This is a genomic window from Rhodococcus sp. KBS0724 (assembly GCF_005938745.2).
GTDB lineage: Bacteria > Actinomycetota > Actinomycetes > Mycobacteriales > Mycobacteriaceae > Rhodococcus_F.
This window is the reverse complement of sequence record NZ_VCBX02000001.1, coordinates 5,123,218-5,141,762: the sequence shown is the minus strand read 5'-3', so window position 1 is coordinate 5,141,762 and position 18,545 is coordinate 5,123,218. Positions and strand designations below refer to the sequence as shown.

The 18,545-nt window shown below is 61.6% G+C and carries 18 protein-coding genes; 13 read left to right on the top strand and 5 right to left on the bottom strand.

The window, feature by feature from the left end; all coding sequences use genetic code 11:
- Positions 1-48: 48 nt before the first annotated feature.
- Positions 49-711 carry a DedA family protein gene (locus tag FFI94_RS23720; protein WP_138869966.1) on the bottom strand — a complete coding sequence of 221 codons (663 nt, stop codon included), beginning with the start codon at positions 709-711 and terminating at the stop codon, positions 49-51.
- A gap of 31 nt (positions 712-742) precedes the next feature.
- Complete coding sequence (locus FFI94_RS23715; protein ID WP_185993300.1) at positions 743-1,477, bottom strand: VTT domain-containing protein; 735 nt, start codon at positions 1,475-1,477, stop codon at positions 743-745.
- Between the two features lie 181 nt (positions 1,478-1,658).
- Here FFI94_RS23715 and fbaA point away from each other — a divergent pair, with 181 nt between their 5' ends.
- Positions 1,659-2,696: a class II fructose-bisphosphate aldolase gene (gene fbaA / locus FFI94_RS23710; RefSeq protein ID WP_138869965.1), complete on the top strand. Its 1,038-nt coding sequence runs from the start codon at positions 1,659-1,661 to the stop codon at positions 2,694-2,696.
- Positions 2,697-2,791: 95 nt separating this feature from the next.
- On the opposite strand, the gene FFI94_RS23705 is transcribed toward fbaA, so the two are convergent.
- A complete protein-coding gene (locus tag FFI94_RS23705; RefSeq protein WP_260684261.1) occupies positions 2,792-3,514 on the bottom strand; it encodes a nuclear transport factor 2 family protein in 723 nt (240 codons plus the stop codon).
- A gap of 123 nt (positions 3,515-3,637) precedes the next feature.
- Between FFI94_RS23705 and FFI94_RS23700 the strand changes: the two genes are divergently transcribed.
- The 3 genes from FFI94_RS23700 (at position 3,638) to FFI94_RS23690 (ending at position 6,200) form a co-directional block, all read left to right on the top strand.
- A complete protein-coding gene (locus FFI94_RS23700) occupies positions 3,638-4,054 on the top strand; it encodes a DUF3151 domain-containing protein (RefSeq protein WP_138869964.1) in 417 nt (138 codons plus the stop codon).
- Complete coding sequence (locus tag FFI94_RS23695) at positions 4,041-5,186, top strand: aromatic acid exporter family protein (protein ID WP_138869963.1); 1,146 nt, start codon at positions 4,041-4,043, stop codon at positions 5,184-5,186. Before FFI94_RS23700 ends, FFI94_RS23695 begins: the two co-directional genes overlap by 14 nt.
- 84 nt (positions 5,187-5,270) lie before the next feature.
- Positions 5,271-6,200, top strand: a complete 930-nt coding sequence (locus FFI94_RS23690; protein ID WP_138869962.1) for a cation diffusion facilitator family transporter — start codon at positions 5,271-5,273, stop codon at positions 6,198-6,200.
- On the opposite strand, the gene FFI94_RS23685 is transcribed toward FFI94_RS23690, so the two are convergent.
- Positions 6,190-6,654: a pyridoxamine 5'-phosphate oxidase family protein gene (locus FFI94_RS23685; RefSeq protein WP_185993299.1), complete on the bottom strand. Its 465-nt coding sequence runs from the start codon at positions 6,652-6,654 to the stop codon at positions 6,190-6,192. The genes FFI94_RS23690 and FFI94_RS23685 overlap by 11 nt on opposite strands.
- A 64-nt stretch (positions 6,655-6,718) precedes the next feature.
- On the opposite strand from FFI94_RS23685, the gene FFI94_RS23680 reads away from it, so the two are divergent.
- Complete coding sequence (locus FFI94_RS23680) at positions 6,719-7,675, top strand: YafY family protein (protein WP_138869960.1); 957 nt, start codon at positions 6,719-6,721, stop codon at positions 7,673-7,675.
- Position 7,676: 1 nt separating this feature from the next.
- Here FFI94_RS23680 and FFI94_RS23675 read toward each other — a convergent pair whose 3' ends face one another.
- Complete coding sequence (locus tag FFI94_RS23675) at positions 7,677-9,461, bottom strand: sigma-54-dependent Fis family transcriptional regulator (protein ID WP_138869959.1); 1,785 nt, start codon at positions 9,459-9,461, stop codon at positions 7,677-7,679.
- A 189-nt stretch (positions 9,462-9,650) separates the two neighbouring features.
- Here FFI94_RS23675 and FFI94_RS23670 point away from each other — a divergent pair, with 189 nt between their 5' ends.
- The 8 genes from FFI94_RS23670 (at position 9,651) to groL (ending at position 18,492) form a co-directional block, all read left to right on the top strand.
- Positions 9,651-11,282, top strand: coding sequence for a methane monooxygenase (locus tag FFI94_RS23670; protein WP_138869958.1), 1,632 nt, complete (start codon positions 9,651-9,653; stop codon positions 11,280-11,282).
- An 87-nt stretch (positions 11,283-11,369) separates the two neighbouring features.
- Positions 11,370-12,428 carry a 2Fe-2S iron-sulfur cluster-binding protein gene (locus FFI94_RS23665; RefSeq protein WP_138869957.1) on the top strand — a complete coding sequence of 353 codons (1,059 nt, stop codon included), beginning with the start codon at positions 11,370-11,372 and terminating at the stop codon, positions 12,426-12,428.
- 29 nt (positions 12,429-12,457) lie between these two features.
- A complete protein-coding gene (locus FFI94_RS23660; protein WP_138869956.1) occupies positions 12,458-13,564 on the top strand; it encodes an aromatic/alkene monooxygenase hydroxylase subunit beta in 1,107 nt (368 codons plus the stop codon).
- On the top strand, positions 13,561-13,902 hold the full coding sequence (mimD, locus tag FFI94_RS23655; protein ID WP_138869955.1) for a propane 2-monooxygenase effector subunit MimD: 342 nt from the start codon (positions 13,561-13,563) through the stop codon (positions 13,900-13,902). Before FFI94_RS23660 ends, mimD begins: the two co-directional genes overlap by 4 nt.
- A gap of 45 nt (positions 13,903-13,947) precedes the next feature.
- On the top strand, positions 13,948-14,994 hold the full coding sequence (locus FFI94_RS23650; RefSeq protein ID WP_138869954.1) for an amidohydrolase family protein: 1,047 nt from the start codon (positions 13,948-13,950) through the stop codon (positions 14,992-14,994).
- Positions 14,991-15,728, top strand: a complete 738-nt coding sequence (locus FFI94_RS23645) for an iron-sulfur cluster assembly protein (protein WP_138869953.1) — start codon at positions 14,991-14,993, stop codon at positions 15,726-15,728. The genes FFI94_RS23650 and FFI94_RS23645 overlap by 4 nt, the downstream gene beginning before the upstream one ends.
- Entirely contained in the window at positions 15,725-16,750 is a 1,026-nt protein-coding gene (locus FFI94_RS23640) for an NAD(P)-dependent alcohol dehydrogenase (protein WP_138869952.1), read from the top strand. The genes FFI94_RS23645 and FFI94_RS23640 overlap by 4 nt, the downstream gene beginning before the upstream one ends.
- Before the next feature lie 92 nt (positions 16,751-16,842).
- Positions 16,843-18,492, top strand: a complete 1,650-nt coding sequence (gene groL, locus FFI94_RS23635; RefSeq protein ID WP_138869951.1) for a chaperonin GroEL — start codon at positions 16,843-16,845, stop codon at positions 18,490-18,492.
- Positions 18,493-18,545 lie beyond the last annotated feature (53 nt).

The following is an 18,545-nucleotide window of genomic DNA, read 5'->3' as shown; positions in this document are numbered from 1 at the left end:
CGTGGGAATGATGGAAGTGGGAATGACGCCGCCGAAACGAATCAGGTCTCAGTCGAGAACTTCTTCGACCTCGACGTCCTCGGCGGGGCGTGCCATTTCCTTGCGGTACTGCCAGATGCCGAGACCGGTGCCGACGACAAGGCTGACGGTCATCACGATCAGGACACCGGGGAGCAGCCACGGCACACGATCGAGGAACGAGCCGCCGTAGAAGCCGATGAGCAGCAGTACCGGCGCCCAGATGATCGCGCCGATGGTGCTGGCCACGGTGTACCGCGTGTGGTTCATCTTGGCTGCGCCAGCGACCATGGGGCACAGGGTGCGTACCCAGGGGATCCACCGGGCGATCAGGACAGCCCAGAAGCCGTGTTTCTCCAACAGGATGTTGACCCGGTGCAGGTTCTTCTCGGTGAAGTACTTGCCACCTTTGCGGGCCTTGATGTGATTGCCCGTGCGGTGACCTATGACGTACCCGACTTGATTACCGGCAATGGCGGCAATCATGGCACCCACCGAGAGAGCCCACACGTGTCCGGCGCCGGATTCGTGACCGGCCAGCACAATTCCCGCGGTGATGAGTAGAGAATCGCCGGGAAGGAACAACCCCAGAATGATCGCGCATTCGATGAACACGAATGTCACGACGATGATCCACACCAGTGCAGGACCGGCGGTTTCGAGGGGACCGAAACTGCCGGACGCGATCGTCATAGTGGTCAGTTTCTCGCCTCGGTTCGGGTGATCAGTGAGTCGGTTCCTCGGTCACGGGTTCCGAATTGTCCGTAGTTGAAGTATTCGCCGTCTCGCCGCGTCGTGACGCGAGAAGGCGCTTTCCGATTTCGAAAACGATCGGCAGGACAGACACCAGGACGATCAAGATGAAGATGTAGTCGACATTGTCTCGGATGAATTCGATCTGGCCCAGGAGGTAGCCGAGCATCGTAACGCCGGCACCCCACAGAATGCCGCCGACGATGTTGTACGTGAGGAAGAGCGAGTACTTCATCTTCGAAGCGCCGGCGACAACCGGTGCGAAGGTACGCACGATCGGCACGAAGCGGGCCAGGATGATGGTGATCGGGCCGTGCTTTTCGAAGAACGCGTGTGACTCGTCGATGTACTTCTTCTTGAAGAACTTCGCGTCGTCGTTCTTGAACAGGGCGGTTCCACCCTTGGCGCCGATGTAGAAACCAACCTGGTCACCCAGGATCGCGGCAATCGGAATGGTCACCAACAGCACCCACAACGGCGCGAACGGCTCGATCTCGGTGGACTTGGACGCCGCGATCAACCCTGCGGTGAAGAGGAGGGAATCGCCAGGCAGAAGGGGAAACAGCAGGCCGGATTCGATGAAGACCACCAGAAGCAATCCCACCAGAACCCACGTTCCGAAGGAGTTCAAGAGGTTCACGGGATCGAGGAAGCCGGGCAGCAAGGCCAGGTTCGTCACGGATTCAGTTGCTGCCTGCACATTCACGGAGGCCAGACTACCGGCAGCATCTGAGTGTTTCCCACCGCTGCAGGTCACCGCGTCGTCCACGTCACGGCGAGACCGCAAAGAGACGTGGCGACCACGACTTGCCATACTGCTAGGACCACACGAAGCGCTTTTACATCGTCGAGCGCTCCGAACGACACGTAAATGGAGGACTCCCGCCGTGCCTATCGCAACTCCCGAGGTCTATGCCGAGATGCTTGGTCGGGCCAAGGAGCATTCCTTTGCCTTCCCCGCTATCAACTGTGTCGGCTCCGAATCCATCAACGCAGCCATCAAGGGCTTTGCGGACGCCGGCAGTGACGGCATCATCCAGTTCTCGACCGGCGGTGCCGAGTTCGGTTCCGGTCTGGGCATCAAGGACATGGTTACCGGTGCTGTTGCACTCGCCGAGTTCGCTCACGTGATCGCCGCCAAGTACGACGTCACCATTGCGCTGCACACCGACCACTGCCCGAAGGACAAGCTGGACACGTTTGTGCGTCCGCTGCTCGCCATCTCGCAGGAACGCGTCAGCGCCGGCCGTAACCCGCTCTTCCAGTCCCACATGTGGGACGGTTCGGCTGTCCCGATCGACGAGAACCTGGCGATCGCCAAGGAACTGCTTGCACTGTCGAAGGCTGCGAACATCATCCTCGAGGTCGAGATCGGTGTTGTCGGCGGCGAAGAAGACGGCGTCGAAGCCGAGATCAACGACAAGCTGTACACGTCGAAGGAAGACTTCGAGAAGACGGTCGACGCTCTGGGCGTCGGCGAGCAGGGTAAGTACCTCCTCGCTGCCACCTTCGGCAACGTGCACGGTGTGTACAAGCCGGGCAACGTCAAGCTCAAGCCCGAGGTTCTCGACGAGGGTCAGCGCGTTGCCGCAGCGAAGCTCGGTCTTGCTGCCGGTTCGCAGCCGTTCGACTTCGTGTTCCACGGTGGATCGGGCTCGCTGAAGTCCGAGATCGAGGATTCGCTGAACTTCGGCGTCGTCAAGATGAACGTCGACACCGACACGCAGTACGCGTTCTCCCGTCCGATCGCCGGGCACTTCTTCACCAACTACGACGGCGTCCTCAAGGTCGACGGCGAGGTCGGAAACAAGAAGGCCTACGACCCGCGTAGCTACCTCAAGAAGGCCGAAGCAGGCATGACTGCTCGTGTCATCGAGGCATGCAACGACCTGAAGTCGGCCGGCCGCTCGGTGTCCGGAAGCTAAGCAGCACGCTCGAAAACTGGGCGCGCCCACGAAGTGACGACTTCGTGGGCGCGCCCAGCTTGTTTAAGCGTTCCAGTGTTCAAGCGTTCGAGTGTTTAACCGGTCTGACTCGGGTCGCACACCTTCCAGGTTCCGTCCTGACGTTCCAGGTCGAAGGTTCGCCACGAGCGTTCCCCGGTGGCCGGGATGCTCGCCTCGACCTGGGCGATAGCCGTGTCGTCGGTGATCCGGACGGCGTCGACGGCACTGACCTGGGGAATCGTCTTCTGCGTTACCGCATTCTGGTGGACCTGGGCGAAGGCATCGTCCGGGACGGACTGGTAGTAGTCGGCCAGAGAGCCGCACGTAGCGGTGCGCAGAGCGGCAATGTCGCCGGACGCGAGAGCGTCGACGTAGGTGCTGATCGCCGTCTGGACCTGAGCTTCGGGGGAGTTGCTCCCGCTGCTGCTCTCGGACGAGACGTACAGTGCGACACCGATTACGGCCACGATGGCGACAGCTGCTGCTCCGGCCGCGATGTACCAACCCTTGCCGCCGCGCTTCGTCGGCTCCGGCTCCGCCGGCTCGATTCGAGTGGGAAGAGGCTGATGCGGCGGAATTCCCGCTGCTACTCCGACGCGTTGCGGTGCGGCCCGGACCGGCTGCTGCTTGGGCTGTGACATGGCCTGCTGCGGCATGGGCTGTGGCGTTCTGGGAATGGCTACTGTTGCGGGCTCAGGCGACGGCTGTGCCTTGGGCATCGCGACGGTAGCGGGTTCGGTCGGCGTCGAGCTTTCCGGCGTTCTCTTTGTCGAGTTGTCGTCGTTCGAGTCCGGCACCGGTCATCCTTCGGTCTGGGGCAATTGGCGTCCTCAGCGTAACGATCGGTCGAATCCGGCCGTAACGGCGACCACGGGTGAGGCGGCCGGGTGCCCACGGACGGGAGCGGGCACAATAAGCCCATGACCCAATTCGGTGACCTGCTCGGACCCAAGCCCACTTTGCTTCCCGGCGACGACGACGCGGAATCAGCCCTGCTCAACCATGCTGATCCGGCTCAGGTTGCGGCCGATCATCCCACTGCGTCCATCGCGTGGGCTTATCTGGCCGAGGCCGCATTCGAGAGTGGTGCGACCATCACCGCGTATGCCTACGCGCGTACCGGCTACCACCGTGGACTCGATCAGCTTCGTCGCAATGGCTGGAAGGGCTTCGGGCCCGTCCCGTACAGCCACGAGCCCAATCGCGGTTTCCTCCGTTGTGTAGCGGTGCTGGCCAAGGCCGCGCAGTCGATCGGTGAAGCAGACGAGTACGCCCGTTGCCTGGATCTGCTCGAGGATTGCGACCCCAACGCTGCCGAAGCGCTTGGCCTCGGTTAGCAGTTTCCGTCCGAGCGCGTCGAGCATCAAGGATCGCGCTCGTAAGTCGGTGCGCCGGCTCAGGACGTCGGCGCTACCGATTCTTCAATGTGCACTGGCTGCCGGATTGGCGTGGTGGGTTGCCACCACGGTGATCGGGCATCATTCGCCCTTCTTCGCGCCTATTGCCGCTGTTGTGTCTCTCGGCTTGTCGTTGGGCGCTCGGCTGCGTCGCTCGTTCGAGTTGGTGGCCGGCGTGACGGTCGGCATCGGTATCGGCGATCTGATCATTTCCGGTATCGGCAGCGGCCCGTGGCAGATCTGCCTCGTGGTGGTGCTGGCGATGTCGGTGGCAGTGCTGCTGAACAGTGGCCCCATCTTCTCGATGCAGGCCGGAAATTCCGCTGTACTGGTGGCGACGTTGATCCCGCCAGGGGGCACCGGCGGAATCGATCGCATGATCGACGCGTTGGTCGGCGGTTTGGTGGGCATCGCGGTGGTTGCGATCATCCCCACCCATCCCGTGCGACGCGCTCGCAAGGACGCTGCGGCGATTCTCACGACGTCGTCGGAGGTATTGGCGTTGGTGGCCGACGGATTGCGGGCCAACGATCCCGAGCCGATCGTGAAGGCCCTGCGTAAGGCCCGCGCGACGCAGTCGGCAATCGACGGTTTGCGCTCCAATCTCAAAGGTGGGCAGGAGATCAGTAGGATCTCGCCGCTGTACTGGAACACCCGCCCACGGCTCGAACGACTCATGGCGACGGCTGATCCGATCGACAATGCGATGCGCAACATTCGAGTTCTGTCGCGGCGTTCGTTGACGTTGGTCCGGGACGACGAAATTCTCGATCCGCGTTTGGTGACGCAGGTGGAGAAGTTGTCGAAGGCCGTCGAGGTCTTGCGGGAAATGATCCTCGCGGAACCGGGCGAGCAGCCTGATCAGGCTGAGGCCGCCCGGGTGCTGCGTTCGGTCGCGAAGGAACTGAAGCCGGCAATTGTCGAGACCGCCGGTCTGTCGGCGACAGTGGTGTTCGCGCAGATCCGATCGTTGGTCGTCGACCTTCTTCAGGTGGCGGGGATGAAGCGTATTTCGGCAATCGCCACGTTGCCGCCGACTGTGGAGAAGCCCGCGTACCAGCCCGAACACTGACGTGCGTGCCACTCACTGAGCATCCCATTGTATATATGCGAATGTATGCATATGATCGGGAGAACTCAGGAGGTAAGCGGTCACATGGGGTCAGGGCACGGTCATTCTCACGGTCATTCGGCGGCAGATTCGGTCGGAGTAGGTCCGAGTCCGACGCGCATCCGGAAGATGGTGATCGCACTCGCGATCCTGGTTGCCTTCCTCGTTCTCGAGGCGACCGTCGGATTGCTCATCGGCTCACTCGCTCTGCTCGCCGACGCCGGCCACATGCTCACCGATGTTGTGGGCATGGCCATGGGGTTGACAGCGCTTCTGCTTGCCAAGAAGGGGAGTACCACCGCTGCACGGACTTTCGGCTGGCATCGCGCCGAAGTTCTCACGGCCATGGCCAATGCCGCGATGCTTCTGGCTGTCGCGGCGTGGGTGATGTACGAGGCCATCGGCCGCATCGGTGACGAACCTGAGATTCCCGGCGGCGCCCTCATCATCACGGCCGCCGCAGGTCTGCTTGCCAACATCGTGGTCATGCTCATGTTGCGCGGCGACTCCAAAGACAGCCTCGCAGTGCGCGGCGCCTACCTCGAAGTGCTCGCGGATGCTGTTGGCAGCGTTGGTGTTCTGATCGCCGGCGCCGTGGTCCTTCTGTTCGGCTGGACGTGGGCAGACGTCGTTGTCGGTGTGCTCATCTCGCTGTGGGTGGTGCCCCGCGCACTCAAGTTGGCGGCCGCGTCGCTGCGTATTCTGACGCAGGCGTCGCCGGCCGATGTCGATGTCGAATCCGTCGAAGCCGATTTGGCTGCGCTACCCAATGTCAAGGGCGTCCACGATCTGCATATCTGGACCCTGACGACGGGAATGGACGTTGCGACAGTGCATTTGACCAGCGACGCCGATTCGTCGCATGTGCTCGAATCCGCCCGCGCCATCTTGGAAAGTCACGGGCTTTCACATGCGACGGTGCAGGTGGAATCCTGCGCCAACGGAGAGCATTGCGAGAAGAACGTCACTTGGTGAAGCGGGCGATCTCCTTGCCGGGCTTCCAGAGATCGACGTACATATGCTCGTCGTCGACGGTCGTGTGCACCACCTCCGTGATGTCGAGGATAAAGAGGTGCAGGGGTTTCGGAACCTCGTAGGTGTAGCTGGCCAGCACAGTCTCGAACTCCTCGCCGGACACCTCGCGGGCGATTCCGGCGATCTTCGCGTCGCCGCCTTCCATCGTGTGCTCGCCGGGATTGCTGTGGAGGGCGTAGCGCCCATCGCGGAAGAGGTCCTTCGCTTTGAGGGCGCCGAACATCGAGCCGAGAACCAGGCGCCCGTCGAGCATTTCCACTTCGGTGCCGCTGACCCGTGGTGAACCGTCCTTGCGCAGCGTTGCGAGGACGTGATGCTTGTGGGCTGTGAATCGCGCTTCTACGGCTGTGGCTAGGGCGGGAACTTCTTCGGAGAACTGCTTCCAAGTGACCATGACGGTCATTCTGCACCCCTATTCCTGACAACTTCTGTCAGTGATTCTGGGTAATGTTCGATCCATGAGATCCGCGCGCCTGCTTCAGCTCATGCTGCGCCTGCAGGGCAGTCGAGGCGTCGTCGCCGAGCAGTTGGCCGGTGAGTTCGGGGTGTCGGTACGGACGATCTACCGAGACGTTGCCTCGCTGTCTGCTGCCGGTGTGCCGATCTGGACCGAAAGCGGGCCGGGCGGGGGTATCCGCTTGCTCGACGGGTGGCAGTCCAAGCTCTCGGGAATGACGGACGACGAGACCTCGGCGCTGATGTTGCTGGGCGTGCCCTCCATCGCGGCCGATCTGGGCCGGACGGATTCCGCGGAAGCGGCGGCGGCAAAACTACTGAGCACGATGCCACCGAGCCTTCAGAAAGGTGCGCGGTTGTGGCAGGACCGCATTCTTGTGGACGTGCCCGGATGGTTCGGCGGCAGCGACGACATCGCGGCGCTGCCCACTCTTGCGTCGGCGGTGCTGGATTCACGCCGACTACGTTTCACCTATCGTGACAAGGAACGGACAGTCGATCCGCTCGGTCTCGTGATCAAGGCCGGGGTCTGGTATTTGGTGGCACACCTGGGGAGCCGAACTCTGTCGTTTCGGGTCGGCCGAATCACCGGCCCCGTGGTGTGTGACGACGTAGCCGTTCGGCCTGTGGATTTCGATTTGGCAGCGTGGTGGGCGGCGTCCATGGCTGAGTTCGACCGTTCACTGCTGCGCTTTGACTGCCGGATTCGGTTGTCGCCCAACGGGTGGCGCCGGCTCCCCGACGTGGTGGGAGTCGAGGCGTCGCGGGTGACGCCAGGCCCGCCTGACGACGCCGGGTGGATGGACGTCGAACTGCGATTGGAAAGCTCTGATGTCGCGCTGTCCCAGTTGATCGGATTGGGCGCGGATGTCGAAGTGCTGGAACCGTTGTCGCTGCGCGGCGCGGTGTTCGAGGTTGCGCAGCAGATGGTGCGGCGCCACCAGCGCCGTGGACGGTGAATCACTCGGGCATGGGCTGGACTGCCGAGGCTCGGTAGATGATGCCGAAGCCGCGGATCTTGCGGTAGATCGTGGCTCGAGACATGCCCAAAGCCTGTGCGGCAGCTGTCTTGTCGCCGGAGTGGAGCGCAAGCGCGTCCACTATCGCATCGCGTTCGAGGGACTGCAGCTGCGTCAGGTTCCGGCGGGTGGTCGCTCGGCATTCCGAGGGCAAGGCGTCTGGTTCCACGACGCCGGAGCGACGGCGGCGATGAATCTCGTAGAGGACGCTACGCAGGTGCGCGACGTTCCCGCGCCAGGCCAGCCGGCTGAGTTGGTTCAACGACGCGGCAGAGAGTGTGAGGTCGGGGGCGCCGAGCGTCCGTAGTAACGCCGGGACCAGTTCTGGGATGTCTTCGAGGTGGTAGCGCAGGGGCGGCACACTGATCGACTTCGGAAAGAGCCGCAGCAGTGCGGATGTGGCGCTGGGCTCTTGCGGATACATCGTCAGCGCCACCCAGGGCTCGCGGGGGAGTGAGCCCTGTTCGACTTCTTGCAGTAGTTGGCTCAGCTCGTCGAGATCGTTGTCGCTCAATGTGTGTGCGTGGAGAACCGCCAGGTCCGATCCGCCGGCCAATTCGGTTGCGGCATGCGCGAGCAGATCTTCCCCGCCGAGTGTGGACGCGTCGAGTACCGCGAGATGGTGTGTGCCCGAAACGTGTTCGTGTGCTGCCTGAATCAGCGTCGTCTTGCCGACGCCGGGTTCGCCCTCGAGCACAAGCCATTCTCGCCGTCGGCAACTCTCGACGACACCGTGAACCGTGCGTCGCCACACGGCACTGTTACCGGTCACGGCGCGCAGGATCGGAGTGGTCACCACCGGCGCGGTACGGGTCGCAAGTTGTTCCGTGATCCGCACGATGCCGCCCGCCAACTTGTCGCCCACAAACGTCGGCTGGTACGACAACCGAGCGGTGGCTCCGCTCGGCAGGTCGGTGAGCATCGTGAAGGACTTGGCCTGCCCACGAGCGTCACGGATGCGGTCGATGATCGCTGCCTGATCGTGTGAGTCGAACTGCTGTTGTGTCAGCGCGTTGATCATCAGGACTTCGTCGCCGAGTGCGATCACCGGCTGGCCGGTATGACTGACCGCGTGGTAGTCGCTCAGCACGGCGAGGTCGTGCTCGTTGGCGTCGTCGAGAATGCGTTCCTTGATGCGCGCGGCTGCGAGTTTGGCAAACGAGAGCAGCAGTGCGTTCATGTGTTCCGACTTGGTGGTCAGGTCGACGACGCCCAGGACCGCTCCGGTGAGGGGGTGGGTCACAAGCGCGCCGGCGCAGGAGAACGAGCGGAGAAGGCCACTGAAATGTTCGCTTCCGTCGATGACGACCGGAGCGCCGACTTCGAGAGCGGTGCCGATTCCGTTGGTTCCGACTTGTGATTCCGCGTACCGAAACCCGGGGGCGAGGTCGACGCGGTCGAGAGCGGCAAGCAGACCGCGGTCACCGCCGTGGCGGCTGAGCACGGTACCCGAGGCGTCGGTGAGAATCAGGGACACCGGTTCGTTGTCGATCTCGGCCGACAGAGCAGATAAAACGGGATACGCGGCGCGGGTGAGAACGGTGTCGACCGGAACCTGCTCGACATAGTCAGCCGTCGGTTCGTCCGTCTCGCCGAGTGCGTCTCGCGAGCGCGACCATGAAACGCGAAGCCAGTGGCGCAGTTCGAGCTCGGCAGGGTCAGCGGAATCGATCGAAGGAAAGTGCGGGGGCACAGCTACTTTCGAGGTCCCGAGATTGTGGGCCATCGTCGATCTCCTGGGGTTGGCTTTGCGTGCGTTATGCGTGCTGTTTCTTGGCTGGGTCAGCGTAAAAAGCGATATGTGTGACGTCAATCTCAAACTGAGACGATTGAGATGTGCACCACAGGGTTGAGTGAATTACACAACGTCCCCCCAAGCCGGCACAAGGCCGGCACTCGATCTAGGAGGCGCACATTGAGTAAGCAGAGTCTGACAAAGGCCCACGCGAAGATCAGCGAGTTGACCTGGGATCCGACATTCGCAACCCCGGCTACCCGATTCGGCACCGACTACACGTTCGAGAAGGCTCCGAAGAAGGACCCTCTCAAGCAGATCATGCGGTCATACTTCCCGATGGAGGAAGAGAAGGACAACAGGGTCTACGGCGCCATGGACGGCGCGATCCGCGGCAACATGTTCCGCCAGGTCCAGCAGCGCTGGATGGAGTGGCAGAAGCTGTTCCTGTCGATCATTCCGTTCCCGGAGATCTCCGCGGCCAGGGCGATGCCGATGGCCATCGACGCCGTCCCGAACCCGGAAATTCACAACGGCCTGGCAGTGCAGATGATCGACGAGGTACGACACTCGACGATTCAGATGAATCTCAAGAAGCTCTACATGAACAACTACATCGACCCGGCCGGGTTCGACATGACGGAGAAGGCGTTCGCGAACAACTACGCGGGCACCATCGGCCGGCAGTTCGGTGAAGGTTTCATCACCGGCGACGCGATCACGGCGGCCAATATCTACCTGACGGTCGTTGCGGAGACGGCGTTCACGAACACCCTGTTCGTGGCCATGCCAGACGAAGCAGCGGCAAACGGTGATTACCTGCTGCCCACTGTGTTTCACTCGGTGCAGTCCGACGAGTCGCGGCACATCTCCAACGGCTATTCGATTCTGTTGATGGCCTTGGCCGACGAACGTAACCGTCCGCTGCTCGAGCGGGATCTGCGCTACGCGTGGTGGAACAACCACTGTGTGGTGGATGCTGCGATCGGCACGTTCATCGAATACGGCACCAAGGATCGGCGCAAGGACAGGGAGAGTTACGCCGAGATGTGGCGTCGGTGGATCTACGACGACTACTACCGCAGCTACCTGATTCCGCTGGAGAAGTACGGCCTGACCATCCCGCACGATCTGGTCGAGGAAGCCTGGAATCGCATCACCAACAAGGGATATGTGCACGAGGTTGCGCGTTTCTTCGCAACCGGATGGCCGGTCAACTACTGGCGGATCGACACGATGACCGACAAGGACTTCGAGTGGTTCGAGCACAAGTATCCCGGTTGGTACTCGAAGTACGGCAAGTGGTGGGAGGAGTACAACCGCCTCGCCTACCCGGGCCGGAACAAGCCGATTGCCTTCGAGGAAGTGGGATACCAGTATCCGCACCGGTGCTGGACCTGCATGGTGCCTGCTCTCATTCGTGAAGACATGGTCGTGGAGAAGGTCGACAACCAGTGGCGGACCTACTGCTCGGAAACGTGCTACTGGACCGATGCGGTGGCCTTCCGCGAGGAATATCAGGGCAGGCCGACGCCGAACATGGGCCGGCTCACCGGATTTCGTGAGTGGGAAACCTTGCACCACGACAAGGATCTCGCGGACATCGTCAAGGATCTCGGCTATGTCCGAGACGACGGGAAGACTCTGGTCGGCCAGCCGCACCTGCACTTGGACGACCCGAAGAAGCTGTGGACTCTCGACGACGTTCGTGGCAACACGTTCATGAGCCCGAATGTGCTCTTGAACCAGATGTCCGACGCCGAACGCATCGCCCATATCGCGGAATACCGCGCCGGGGCGACTCCGGCCTGAGCGCCGTATCCAGTTTCGTCAGGTGGCGCGTGGCACCATTCCGCGCCACCTGACGCAACCATCACTCGATCAGCCCAGGAGACACCCGTGGCCGACATTCACCGGATCAACTTCGAGCCCGTAGATATCGAGATGGAAGTAGGCGAGGACGAGAACATCCTCGATGCAGCCTTCCGGCAGGGCATTCATCTGATGCACGGCTGCCGCGAAGGGCGATGCTCGGCGTGCAAGTCCTACCTTCTCGACGGCGAGATTCAGATGGAGAACTACTCGACCTTCGCCTGCAACGACGCAGAGGAAGAGGAGGGATACGTATTGCTTTGCCGGTCGTACGCATACAGCGATTGCACGATCGAGTTGCTCAACTTCGACGAAGACGAACTCCTCGGAGGTATACCTATCCAGACGGTGCGCACCGAAGTGGTTGCACTGGAGCCGATGACACCGGACATCGTGTCGCTGCGCCTGCGGGCCGTCGAACCCGAGATTTTCGAATTCAAACCGGGGCAGTATGCCGACCTGCATCTCCCGGACGGCGACGAACACCGCTCGTTCTCCATGGCGACAACACAATCGACGCCAGGTCAGGTGGAGTTTCTGATCAAGAAGTACCCCGGGGGAAAGTTCGCCGGCTTGTTGGACAGCACGATGAAGGTCGGTGACCCGCTGTCCTTGACCGGACCGTACGGGTCCTTCACGATCAAGGACGGACACGTGCTTCCGATCGTGTGCATCGGTGGTGGGGCCGGGATGGCGCCCATTCTCTCGCTGCTACGCCACCTGAGTGAGAGTGCCAATACCCGGCCGGTGCACTTCTACTACGGGGCTCGAACGGCTCGAGACCTGTTCTACCTGAACGAAATCCTCGAACTCGGAACACATTTGAAGGACTTCAGGTTTGTGGCGTGCCTTTCGGAAGTTGTGGACCAGTCCCTGCCCGGTTCGGAGTTGCCGGATTCCGTGACCGTTGAAGAGGGCAACGTCACCGACGTCGTCGATCGCAGTGAAAGCGAGTTGGGCAAGTCCGAGGTCTATCTGTGCGGGCCGCCGCCCATGGTTGATGCCGCCCTTGCATTACTCGACGCCAATGGGGTTCCGAAAGACCAAGTCTTCTACGACAAGTTCACCAGCCCGGCTTTCGATTGACCACAGCCACCGAAAGGAACTGAAACGACATGACCGTCACCAGCGGGACCAAGCAACGGAGCTTTCCCTCGATCGAGTTCACGGATTCCGAGGCAGGTGCGCTCGAGTTCCCGAGTTCGAAGAGCAGAACGTACAACTACTACACGCCGGCTAAACGACGGGCAACGATGTACGAGGACGTCACCGTCGACGTGCAACCGGACCCCGAGCGGCATTTGTCTCAGGGCTGGATCTACGGCTTCGGCGACGGTCCGGGCGGATACCCGAAGGAATGGACGGCCGCGACGTCGTCGAACTGGCACGCATTTCTGGACCCGAACGAGGAATGGGATCAGACGATCTTCCGGAACAACTCCAAGGTTGTGCACCAGGTGGAGCTGTGTCTGTCCAACGCCAAGCGGGCCAGGGTGTACGAGAGCTGGAATGCGCCGTGGCTCAAGTTCATCGAGCGCAATCTGGGTGCATGGATGCACGCGGAGAACGGTTTGGCGTTGCATGTGTTCACTGCCGTTCAGCGGTCCGGACCGACAAACATGATCAACACCGCCGTCGCGGTCAATGCGGTCCACAAGATGCGATTCGCGCAGGATCTTGCGCTGTTCAATCTCGACCTGTCCGAAGCGGTCGACACGTTCGACGGGGGAGCGCACAAAGACGTGTGGCAGTCAGCGCCGGAATGGCAGCCCACCCGTGAGGTCGTGGAGCGGTTGACCGCGGTGCCGGACTGGTGCGAGTTGCTGTTCGCGACCAACATCGTGTTCGAGCAATTGGTGGGATCGCTGTTCCGCAGCGAACTTGTCATGCAGATCGCCGCTCGCAACGGCGATTACATCACCCCGACGATCGTCGGTACCGGCGAACACGACTACGACCGCGACCTTGCCTACACGCGCAACCTCTTCCAGTTGCTGACACGGGATCCCGAGACCGGTGAGTCCAACAAGGAGCTCTTCGGCACGTGGCTCGCTACGTGGGTGCCGCGGTGCCTCGACGCGGCGCGTGCTCTGCAACCGATCTGGTCGCAGCCGGCCGACAAGGCGGTCACGTTTGCCGACAGTCTCGACGCCGCAACGGCGAAGTTCAGTTCCCTGCTCGAGGATCTCGGGCTCGATATCCCCAAGGAGTTGGCAAAATGAGCATGCACTTCGGATCCGATACGGAGTTCTCGAACATGTGTGGTGTCACCCTGATGAATACTCCGACCGGCCGTGTCGTCGCGGAGGTGATGGGAGCCAAGGACGGTGTCGAACTCACCGAGTACCCCTCCATGATTCGTGTGGACGGTAAGCGCCTTCTCAACTTCGACTACGAGGAGCTCACCGACGCACTGGGTTCGGAATTCGACGGCTCCATTTTCGAGGAGATCAGCTCCACCCACTACGGACGCATGGTCCATCTCGACGACAAGACGATGTTGTTCGCCAGCCCCGAGGACGCCGCCGAGTACATCGGTTTCGATCTCACGGCGAGCTGACCGTTACCCACCCTGTACGAACTGAAAAGCGAAGCGAGGGAAGCGATGTATCAGAAGGACGGGCACAAGTATTTCATCGTCGACGGGCACGTGCACCTCTGGGACGGGCGCGAGTCGAACCACAAGAACGTGCACGGCAAGCAGTTCATCGACTGTTTCTACGATTACCACAAGAACCTGAGCCCCGAGGACGAGGTGTGGGACTACGACACCTACACCTACTACGGTTCGGATCGGCTGATGAAGGATCTTTTCGTGGACGGCTACGTCGATCACGCGATCTTCCAGGCCACGCTGCTCAGTGACTTCTACGTCAACGGATTCGGGCAGACCGAGGAGGCCTTTGCCTTGACACAGAAGCACCCGGACAAGCTCACGTACAACCATGCCTACGATCCTCGCTACGAGGAGGCAGGCCTGGAACAACTGCGCCGGGACGCCGAGCGGATGAACCTGCAGGGCGTCAAGCTCTACACGGCCGAGTGGCATGGCGACTCCCGCGGATACAAACTCGACGACCCGTGGTCGCGGCGGTACCTCGAAGAGTGCATCACGTTGGGTATCAAGAACGTTCACGTGCACAAAGGTCCGACGATTCGCCCGCTCGACCGTGACGCGTTCGACGTGGCGGACGTCGACAAGGTCGCGACCGACTACCTCGACCTACGATTTGTCGTCGAGCACGTTGGCTTGCCCCGGTTGGAGGACTTCTGCTGGATCGCAACCCAGGAGTCCAACGTGTACGGCGGATTGGCGGTCGCATTGCCGTTCATCCACACTCGCCCAAGGTATTTCGCCCAGATCATCGGGGAGCTCCTGTACTGGATCGGCGAAGACAAGATCCTCTTCAGTAGCGACTACGGAATCTGGACGCCGAAATGGCTGATCGAGAAGTTCGTCGACTTCCAGATTCCGGAGGACATGCAGTCCGAATACGCTCCGATCACCGTGGAACAGAAGAAGAAGATCCTCGGGCTCAATGCGGCGGCCCTCTACGACATCGACGTTCCCGCTGAACTGCGGCCGGCCGAGCCGGCAGGGCAGGAGGGTGTTGAGGTCGCAGCTGGAGCGCGAGAGGTTGTGTCGTCATGACCGCACTTGCGGTCTCGGTGGAGCAGGACATCCTCGAGGCCCTCGCGACTGTCACAGATCCGGAACTCGACGAGCCGATCACCGAATTGGGATTCGTGCGCTCGGTGGCGATCGACGACAACGGAGTCACCGTGCATCTGCGGCTGCCCACCGCATTCTGTTCGCCGAACTTCGCTTACCTCATGGCATCCGACGCTCAGGACGCTCTGCGTTTGGTCGATGATGTCGGCGAGGTGCGGATCATGCTCGACGATCATCACGACAGCAACAAGATCAACAACGGATTGGCTGCGGACGCCGGCTATGTCGGCACCTTCGGTGTCGAGGCGGAGGAAAGTCTGAGTGAGCTGCGCAGAATTTTCCTCCGCAAGGCGCATACAGCGGCGATGGAACGATGCGTCGAATTTCTTCTGAAGAGAACCTCGTTGGCGGTAGACCAGATCAGTGCATTGACGTTGCGCGACCTCCCGGCCGGGAAAAACAAGGCGGCGTTGATGCGTCGCCGTGTTGCCATCGGTCTGAGCACGTGCCCGAACAGCCGAGTCGTCGTCGACGAGGAGGGGCATGCCATAGCCCGTGACGACGTGCCCATGCGTCTGCGATTTGCCAAGTCGGTCCGAATTTCGATGGAAGGCAACGCACATTTCTGCCGCGGCCTGCTCGCCACCCGCTACGCCGACGAAGAACCCGCCGGCGCCCTACCCTCGATCACCAACCTCAGGAGCTCACAATGAAGGCCGTACAAGTTGTGGGGTATCACACCAAGTTGCAGCTCACCGACATTCCGGAGCCGAAGATCGAGAGCCCGCTCGATGTCATAGTGCGGATCGGGGGAGCGGGCGTGTGCCGTACCGACATTCACGTTCTCGAAGGTCAGTGGAAGGAAAAGAGCGGGGTCGAACTGCCGTACACGATCGGTCACGAGAACGCCGGCTGGGTTCATGCCGTGGGCGATGCCGTCACCAATGTTTCGGTGGGCGACACGGTGATTCTGCATCCACTGATCACGTGCGGGTTGTGTCGTGCGTGCCGGTTCGGCGACGACGTGCACTGTGAGAACAGTCAATTCCCGGGAATCGACACCAACGGCGGCTACGCGGAATACCTTCGCACCACGGCTCGCAGCGTCGTGCGGATCGACGACTCGCTCAATCCCGCTGATGTCGCCGCCCTCGCGGACGCCGGACTGACGGCGTACCACGCAGTCGCGAAGGTCGCGGGCGCGACCAGGCCAGGTGACGTGTGTGTGGTGATCGGTGCCGGCGGGCTCGGTCACATCGGAATTCAAGTGCTCAAAGCGATTTCGGGAGTGACGGTGGTGGTACTCGACCGAAATCCCGAGGCGGTCAAGCTGGCCGTCGACATCGGCGCCGACCACGGGATCGTCGCTGACGGCACCCATGTGCAGCAAGTCCTGGACTTGACGAGAGGTCACGGCGCGGAGGCTGTCGTCGACTTTGTCGGTGAGGGCGGCGCCACCGCGGAGGGGATCGCCATGCTTCGCCGCGCGGGCAACTACTACGTCATCGGATACGGCGAGAACATCGACGTTCCCACAATTGACGTGATTTCGACCGAGATCAACTTCATCGGCAATCTGGTCGGTTCCTACAACGACTTGCAGGAACTCATGATCCTTGCAGCCCAAGGCAAAGTGACTCTGCATACAACCAAATACCCGCTCGAGGAGTTCCAGAACGCACTCGACGATTTGGATTCAGGGCGTGTGCGTGGGCGGGCGATCCTCGTTCCGTAGTCGGCGCCAGTCACCTCTGTCAGTTAGTCACTTCTGTCAGTTAGTCACTTCTGTCAGTTAGTCATATCCGTCAGATCGAAAAGGACACAGACATGGCCAAGGAACTGCGGTACAACAAGGAAGCCCGCCTTCTGCTCGAACACGGTGTCAATGCTCTGGCCGACGCGGTCAAGGTGACGCTCGGCCCGAAGGGACGGAACGCGGTACTCGAAAAGCTCACGGGGCCACCGACCATCACCAATGACGGCGTCACCATCGCCCGGGAAATTCAATTGCGTGACCCTTTTGCCAACATGGGCGCGCAGTTGGTCAAGGAAGTTGCCATGAAGACCAACGGCGCCGTCGGGGACGGCACCACCACGGCGACGGTGCTGGCTCAGGCGATGGTGCGCGAGGGAATGCGCGCGGTCGAGGCCGGCGCCAATCCGATGCGGGTGCGACGCGGTATCGAGCGAACCATCCCCGTCGTCGTGGATTCGCTTCGCGCACAGTCTGTTCAGGTGGCCGGTCCGGGCGATCTCCAGAGAGTTGCGAGTCTGGCGGCCAGTGATGACGAGGTCATCGGGCAGGCTATCGCTCAGGCCGTCGACTACGTCGGGAAGTCCGGCATCGTGACCACCGAGGAAAGTGACACGCTTGGCATGTCGGTCGACATCGTCGACGGGATCGAATTCGACCACGGCTACATTTCGGGCTACATGGTCACCGACCCCGAACGAATGGAAGCGGTGCACGAACGTCCACTGATTCTGTTGACCAACAAGAAGATCGACAAGGTGCAGGACATCATGCCCAGCATCGAGGTGGCCAAACGAGCCGATCGGCCCCTCGTCGTCCTGGCGGAGGACGTCGACGGACCAGCACTGCAGTTACTGGTCGGCGGAAACATGCACCGGACCATGGCGTCGGTGGTTGTCCGGGCACCGGGCTTCGGCCACCGCCGGGTTGCGGAACTGCAGGATCTTGCCGTGGCACTCGGTGGACACGTCATCGCCAAGGACACGGGAATCGAACTGTCCGAGATCACTCTCGAACACCTCGGCTCGTGTGACCGCATCACTGTTACCGAGAACGAGACGACGATCGTCGGCGGGCACGGCGATCCGAATCTGGTTGATGCGAGGGTCGCGCAAATTGCCGCTCAACTCGAGCGGGCGAAGATCGACGCCGATCGAGACAGTCTCGAGTTGCGGGTTGCCAGGCTCACCGGTCGGGTCGCCGTGATTCGGGTCGGCGGTGCGACGAGCGTCGAACTCAAGGAACGGATGTTGCGTGTCGAAGACGCCTTGGCAGCTACCCGAGCTGCGCTGGAAGAGGGTCTCGTATCCGGTGGTGGCACCGCACTGACGCAGGCTCATCGCGCATTGACCGGACTCGATCTTCCCGGCGACGAGGGGATCGGATGTGAGATCGTTCGCCGGGCGCTGGCCGAGCCGCTGCGATGGATCGCGATCAACGCCGGATTCGACGGCGACGAGGTAGTCGACATCGTTGCGGGGTTGCCGCAAGGTCATGGGTTCAACGCGCTCACCGGAGAGTACGGCGATCTGTTCGAAGACGGCGTCATCGATCCGTTCAAGGTCACCCGCGCGGCGCTCGAGAGTGCGGCGTCAATTGCGGCGCTGCTCATCACAACGGAGACTGCCGTGGTCGAGGAGGTGTTCGGTAACCCCGGTGCCATTGTGGCGCCTGGTTTCGGAGACTTGGCCGAGGGCATGATTCGTCCCTCGAATATTTACTGAATATCTACTGAAACCACCGTCGGACACGGCGCGCGGTCTGCCACGCTTGAATG

Excerpts from the sequence above, each read along its gene's own strand:
- FFI94_RS23720 (WP_138869966.1), bottom strand. The coding sequence starts at position 711 with ATGACGATCGCGTCCGGCAGTTTCGGTCCCCTCGAAACCGCCGGTCCT.
- FFI94_RS23700 (WP_138869964.1), top strand. The coding sequence starts at position 3,638 with ATGACCCAATTCGGTGACCTGCTCGGACCCAAGCCCACTTTGCTTCCC.
- FFI94_RS23690 (WP_138869962.1), top strand. The coding sequence starts at position 5,271 with ATGGGGTCAGGGCACGGTCATTCTCACGGTCATTCGGCGGCAGATTCG.
- FFI94_RS23685 (WP_185993299.1), bottom strand. The coding sequence starts at position 6,654 with ATGGTCACTTGGAAGCAGTTCTCCGAAGAAGTTCCCGCCCTAGCCACA.
- FFI94_RS23680 (WP_138869960.1), top strand. The coding sequence starts at position 6,719 with ATGAGATCCGCGCGCCTGCTTCAGCTCATGCTGCGCCTGCAGGGCAGT.
- FFI94_RS23675 (WP_138869959.1), bottom strand. The coding sequence starts at position 9,461 with ATGGCCCACAATCTCGGGACCTCGAAAGTAGCTGTGCCCCCGCACTTT.
- FFI94_RS23660 (WP_138869956.1), top strand. The coding sequence starts at position 12,458 with ATGACCGTCACCAGCGGGACCAAGCAACGGAGCTTTCCCTCGATCGAG.
- mimD (WP_138869955.1), top strand. The coding sequence starts at position 13,561 with ATGAGCATGCACTTCGGATCCGATACGGAGTTCTCGAACATGTGTGGT.
- FFI94_RS23650 (WP_138869954.1), top strand. The coding sequence starts at position 13,948 with ATGTATCAGAAGGACGGGCACAAGTATTTCATCGTCGACGGGCACGTG.
- FFI94_RS23645 (WP_138869953.1), top strand. The coding sequence starts at position 14,991 with ATGACCGCACTTGCGGTCTCGGTGGAGCAGGACATCCTCGAGGCCCTC.
- FFI94_RS23640 (WP_138869952.1), top strand. The coding sequence starts at position 15,725 with ATGAAGGCCGTACAAGTTGTGGGGTATCACACCAAGTTGCAGCTCACC.
- groL (WP_138869951.1), top strand. The coding sequence starts at position 16,843 with ATGGCCAAGGAACTGCGGTACAACAAGGAAGCCCGCCTTCTGCTCGAA.